The following is a 5,807-nucleotide window of genomic DNA, read 5'->3' on the forward strand; positions in this document are numbered from 1 at the left end:
GGGTGGTGCGAGGTGTGGGGCGGCGGGGTCAGACCTTTTCGAGGTACTCGGCCTGCTCCTCGCCGACGACCTCGTCCACCAGCGCCATGAGCCCGGGGTGTCCGGCGAGCTCCGGGTCGCGCGCCACGATCTCCGCGGCGTACGCACGTGCCGTGGAGATGACCTTCTCGTGGCGCAACAGCGACAGCAGCCGCAGCCCCGAGCGCCGGCCGGACTGCATCGACCCCAGCACGTCGCCCTCGCGGCGCAGTTCGAGATCCAGCTTCGCCAGCTCGAATCCGTCGGTCGTGCCGGCCACGGCGTCGAGGCGCTCCCGGGCCGTGGTCCCCGACGGCATATCGGTGACCAGCAGACACACACCCGGCGCGGAGCCCCGGCCGACCCGCCCGCGCAACTGGTGCAACTGGGACAGCCCGAACCGGTCCGCGTCGAGGATCACCATGCCCGTGGAGTTCGGGACGTCGACCCCGACCTCGATCACCGTGGTCGCAACCAGCACGTCGAGCTCACCGGCCTCGAAGGCCCGCATCACGGTGTCCTTCTCGTCCGGCGGCAGCTTGCCGTGCAGGACGCCCAGCCGCAGGCCTTGCAGCGGACCCTCGGCGAGCCCCGGCGCCACCTCGAGCACCGCGAGCGGCGCACGGCGCTGCGAACCGTCGTCGGAGTCGGCGCCGATGTCGGGATCCTCGAGGTCGATCAGGTCGGCGTCGTCGGTGTCGGCGGCCCCCTTCTTGCCGGTGGCGCCGCCCACCCGCGGGCACACGATGTAGACCTGGTGGCCCTCGGCGACCTCCTCGTGGATCCGCTGCCACACCCGCTGCAGCCAGGAGGGCTTCTCGCCCGCCGGCACCACGGTCGTCGCGATCGGCGAGCGCCCCTTGGGCAGCTCGCGCAGGGCCGAGACCTCGAGGTCGCCGTAGACGGTCATCGCGACGGTCCGCGGGATGGGCGTCGCGGTCATGACCAGCAGGTGCGGGGTCCGCTCCCCGCGGCCGCGCAGCGCGTCGCGCTGCTCCACACCGAACCGGTGCTGCTCGTCGACCACCACCAGCCCGAGATCGGCGAACCCCACCTTGTCCTGGATCAGCGCGTGCGTCCCGACGATGATCCCGGCCTCACCGGACTGGGCGTCGAGCATCGCCTGCCGCCGCGCGGCGGCCGGCAGTGAGCCCGTGAGCAGGGCGATCTTCGTGGCCTGCTCGGCGGCGTCGAGCTCCCCCGCCCGGCCCAGCGCGCCGAGCATCGCGCGCAGCGAGCGGGCGTGCTGCGCGGCGAGCACCTCGGTGGGCGCGAGCATCGCAGCCTGCCGCCCACCGTCGACGACCTGCAGCATCGCCCGCAGCGCCACGACGGTCTTGCCCGCACCCACGTCGCCCTGCACGAGCCGGTTCATCGGGTGCTCGCGGGCGAGATCCGCGGCGATCTCCTCGCCGACCTCTCGCTGGCCGGCGGTCAGCGCGAACGGAAGCGCGGCGTCGAACGCGTCGAGCAGACCGCCGGGTTTGCGCGGGCTGGCCGCCGCCGGACGCTGCACGGCCCGCTGCCGGCGCAGCGCGAGCGCGAGCTGCACCCCCAGCGCCTCGTCCCACACCAACCGCGCCCGGGCGGCGTGGAAGTCGGCCTCGGTCTCGGGCAGGTGGATCCGGCGCAGCGCCCGGCCCAGCTCGGGGAGCCCCTGGGCGCGGCGGATCTCGACGGGCAGCGGGTCGGTCGGGTCGTCGAGCTGGTCGAGCACGATCCGCACGCAGCGCGCGATGTCCCACGACGGCAGCTTGTCAGCGGCCGGGTAGACCGACACGAACGGCCGGATGTCCTCGCCCTCCTCCAGTGGCTCGAACTCCGGGTGGGTGAGCTGCAACTGCTTGCCGTACATCGAGACCTTGCCCGAGAACAGGGCCCGCTTGCCCGGCGTGAGCAGGTTCTGGAGCTTGTGCCCGTTGAAGAACGTGCAGTTGAGCTCCCGTCCACGCTCGTCCCTGATCATGACCGACAGCAGCTTGCCGCGCCGCGACCGCATGTCCCGCAGCGTCGCCTTGGAGACCTGCGCCACGACGGTGGCGTGCTCACCCATCTCCAGTCCCGCGATGTCGGTGAGCTTGCCTCGGTCGACGTAGCGGCGCGGGTAGTGCCGCACGAGGTCACCGACCGTGTGCAGGTCGAGCTTCGCGGCGAGCGCGTCGGCCGCCTTCTTGCCCAGCGGTCCCAGGAGCGGAGTGTCCAGATCGATACCGCTCATGCCCTCATCTCTGCTCATTCGACACCCAGCACCAAGGGGTAGTCGGTCTGACCGCCCCGGTACACCAGCACGTCGACCTCGGGATGGGTGCGTCGCAGGTCGTCCGCGAGCCGCTCGCCCAGCTCGTCGTCGGCGTCGGCGCCCAGCAGTGCGGTCACCAGCTCCCCGCCCGGGGTCAGCATGCGGTGAGCCAACCAGAGGGCACCGACAGCCAGGTCGGGTGCGATCAGGACGACCTCGCCGTCCGAGAGCCCGAGGACGTCGCCGGGCGAGCAGCGCCCCACCCAGGTCAGGGCCTCGGACTCGGCGACGAGCAACCCGCCCGTGCGGGTGCCGGCCGCCGCCTCGGCCATCGCGACCACGTCGTCGCCGGACCGCCGGCCCGGGTCGTGCACGGCCAGCGCGGACAAGCCCTGCAGCACGGACGCGGTCGGGACGACGACCACCTCCTGGCCGTCGCGGCGTGCGGCGGACGCGGCCCGCTCGGCGACCGGCGTCAGGTCCGGGTCGTTCGGCAGCAGGACGACGTGCCGGGCGCGGGTGCCGGCCAGCGCCGCGGCCAGCTCGTCGTCGGCGGGCGGGCGGTCGGCCGGGTGCTCCAGCACGTCCGCCCCGGCGTCGCGGGCGAGCTCGGCGGTCTGCGGGCCGGCGACGAGCATCACCACCGCCCGGCGCCGGACGAAACGTCCGCCGCCGGCCACCTCCCCGGCGGCGTCGATGCCGTCGGTGCCGTAGATGCCGTCGCCGACCTGGTCGGCGAACCGCATCACGGTGATCCGATGCGGCCGCCCCGCGCCGATCCCGGCCTCCAGCGCCGCCCCGATGTCGGTGCAGTGCACGTGGACGTTCCACAACCCGGCGCCGTCCGGGGCGCCGTCGCCGACCACGGCCACGGAGTCGCCGATCGTGAGCAGCTCGGCGCGCAACCGGTCGATCCGGGCGGTGTCGCTGCCGTCGAGCAGGTACATGACCTCGTAGTCGAACTCGGCGGATCCGCTCTCCCGGTCGGCGGTCAGCGCGTCGCGCCCGCGCACCGGCCGCCCGCCCGCCGCCGGTCCAGCCCCGGACTCGGTCGGCCGGGCCACCGGGATCCGGCCGGTGAGCACCTCGACGAGGGCGTCGAGGATCACCACCAGGCCGAACCCACCGGCGTCGACCACCTCGGCCCGGGCCAGCGCGGGCAGCTGGGCGGTGGTGTACCGCAGGGCGATCCCGGCGGCGTCCGCGGCGACGACCGCGACCTCGTCGAGCCGGTCCGACGCACACTGCGCCGCGGCCCGCGCCGCGGCCCGCAACACCGAGAGCACGGTGCCCTCCAGCGGCTGGGCGACGGCGGCGGAGGCCAGCCGGTCGGCCCGTTCCAGCGCCGCGCGCAGCACGGACCCGTCCGGCTCGGCGCCGTTCGTCGCGCACGCCTCGGCCAGCGCTTCGGAGATCCCGCGCAGGACCTGCGACAGGATGACCCCGGAGTTGCCACGAGCCCCCATCAGCGCGCCGCGGGCCAGCGCGGCGGCGGCCGTCACGGCGGACCCCTCCGCTGGGCCGACGGCCCCGGACCCGTTCGCCGTGCCGCTCCTGCCGCCCAGTTCCCGCAGTCCCCGGCGCAGCCCGTCGCCGGCGGCGCGCATGGTCAGCAGCAGGTTCGTCCCGGTATCGCCGTCCGGGACGGGGAAGACGTTGATCCGGTCGATCTCCGCGCGGTGCCGTTCCAGCGCCGCCGTCGACGCCGCCGTCCACTGTCTGAGCAGCACGGCATCGAGGATCCGGGGCACGGCGCCGAGGGTAGCGACCGGCCGGTTTGGAGTGCGCCGGACGGCCTGGGTACCCTGGACGCACTGCCCGGGGCCCCGCGCCCCGGCTATCTGCTTGTTCGTCTACCCCGAGGAGTGTCCGACGTGGCTGCCGTCTGCGACGTCTGCGGCAAGGGTCCGGGCTTCGGCATGTCCGTCTCGCACTCGCACCGCCGTACCAACCGCCGCTGGAACCCGAACATCCAGACCGTTCGGGCCCGTCAGAACGGCGGGAACCGCCAGCGGATGAACGTGTGCACCTCCTGCCTCAAGGCCGGCAAGGTCGCCCGCGCCTGAGATCCTGCTCGCAGGATCGACGGCACGGGAGCCGAGCGCACCCGAAGTCCCGGTCAGGGCCGGCGCGTACGACGCGCCGGCCCTGACCTGTGCCCTGGTTCCGTCGCGGCTCGGCCGATGGGGCGCCGTCACGGCCGCGCCGTGACGCGCACCGCGCGAGCCCAGGGCCCGCGCGGTGCGAGATGGATCACGGAAGCTTCCAGTCCACCGGATCGCCGCCGATCTCGGCGAGCAGCTCGTTGGCCCGGCTGAACGGGCGGGAACCGAAGAACCCGCGGTCGGCCGACATCGGGCTGGGGTGCGCCGACTCGATCAGCGGGACGTCCGTGAGCAGCGGCGCGAGGTTGCGCGCGTCCCGGCCCCACAGGATCGCGACCAGCGGGTCGGAGTCGCGGTCGACCAGTGCGCGGATCGCCTGCTCGGTGACCGCCTCCCAGCCCTTGTCCCGGTGCGAGCCGGGCTGCCCGGGCTCGACCGTGAGCACCCTGTTCAGCAGCAGCACGCCCTGGCGCGTCCATGGCGTCAGGTCGCCGGTCGCGGGTGCCGGGTAGCCCAGGTCCTCGCTGTACTCGCGGAAGATGTTGGCCAGCGAGCGCGGCAGCGGCCGGGTCTCCGGCGCCACCGAGAACGACAGCCCGACCGCGTGCCCGGGCGTGGGATACGGGTCCTGCCCGACGATGATCACCCGGACGTCGGAGAACGGCTGGGTGAACGCGCGCAGGATGTTCGACCCGGCAGGCAGGTACCGGCGCCCGGCGGCCAGTTCGGCGCGCAGGAAGTCACCCATCTCCGAGATCACCGGGGCCACCGGCTCGAGGGCCCGTGCCCAGCCCGCCTCGACGACCTCGCTCAGCGGTTTGGCCATGGTTCAGCGCTCCAGTAGCCGCAGTTCGGCGCGGAATCGTCTGCCGCGCTGGATGTAGGACTGCACGGCGTAGTCGAATGCGCCCTCCGGGACCTCGTAGCCCTCGCGCACCCGGGCCGGGACCCCCAGGGCCATGCTGCGCGCCGGGATGTGGGCCTTCGGCGAGACGACCGCGCCGGCCGCGACGACCGATCCGTACTCGATCGTCGCGCCGTTGAGCACCACGGAGCCCGACGAGATCAGGCAGCGGTCGGCGATCGTGGCGCCCTCGATGTGCACGTTGTGCCCCACGGTGCAGTCCGCACCGATGATCGTCGCCTGGGTCGCCGTGCAGTGCACGATCGTGCCGTCCTGCACGCTCGTGCGGGCGCCGACCTCGATGTACCCGTCGTCACCGCGCAGCACGGCCGTCGGCCACACCGAGGCCTCGGCACCGAGCCGCACGTTTCCGATCACCACGGCGTCCGGGTGCACGTAGGCGTCGGGATGGATATCGGGCTCGACGTCACCCAGGGCGTAGATCGCCACTGCTGCGCACCTCCTGGTCACGGCTATGGTCACCGTAGCGGGGCCGGTGTGGTCGGGACGGCACCGTCGGCTGCGCTCATGGCGTCCGCTC

General features: G+C 73.7%; 5 protein-coding genes. 1 reads left to right on the forward strand and 4 read right to left on the reverse strand.

Annotated features, from left to right (window positions below; all coding sequences use genetic code 11):
• Positions 1-28 precede the first annotated feature (28 nt).
• Positions 29-2,236: an ATP-dependent DNA helicase RecG gene (locus HF519_RS28995; protein WP_169416159.1), complete on the reverse strand. Its 2,208-nt coding sequence runs from the start codon at positions 2,234-2,236 to the stop codon at positions 29-31.
• Between the two features lie 14 nt (positions 2,237-2,250).
• Complete coding sequence (locus HF519_RS29000) at positions 2,251-4,008, reverse strand: DAK2 domain-containing protein (protein ID WP_169416160.1); 1,758 nt, start codon at positions 4,006-4,008, stop codon at positions 2,251-2,253.
• Between the two features lie 123 nt (positions 4,009-4,131).
• Here HF519_RS29000 and rpmB point away from each other — a divergent pair, with 123 nt between their 5' ends.
• Positions 4,132-4,323, forward strand: coding sequence for a 50S ribosomal protein L28 (rpmB, locus tag HF519_RS29005; protein WP_169416161.1), 192 nt, complete (start codon positions 4,132-4,134; stop codon positions 4,321-4,323).
• Between the two features lie 187 nt (positions 4,324-4,510).
• Here rpmB and HF519_RS29010 read toward each other — a convergent pair whose 3' ends face one another.
• Positions 4,511-5,188, reverse strand: coding sequence for a uracil-DNA glycosylase (locus HF519_RS29010; RefSeq protein ID WP_169416162.1), 678 nt, complete (start codon positions 5,186-5,188; stop codon positions 4,511-4,513).
• A 3-nt stretch (positions 5,189-5,191) separates the two neighbouring features.
• A complete protein-coding gene (locus HF519_RS29015) occupies positions 5,192-5,716 on the reverse strand; it encodes a gamma carbonic anhydrase family protein (protein ID WP_169416163.1) in 525 nt (174 codons plus the stop codon).
• Positions 5,717-5,807: the final 91 nt, after the last annotated feature.

It is taken from the genome of Pseudonocardia bannensis, assembly GCF_012911875.1.
In the GTDB taxonomy this organism is placed as follows: domain Bacteria; phylum Actinomycetota; class Actinomycetes; order Mycobacteriales; family Pseudonocardiaceae; genus Pseudonocardia; species Pseudonocardia bannensis.

Coding starts and splice junctions, on each gene's coding strand:
- HF519_RS28995 (WP_169416159.1), bottom strand. CDS start 2,236: ATGAGCGGTATCGATCTGGACACTCCGCTCCTGGGACCGCTGGGCAAG.
- HF519_RS29010 (WP_169416162.1), bottom strand. CDS start 5,188: ATGGCCAAACCGCTGAGCGAGGTCGTCGAGGCGGGCTGGGCACGGGCC.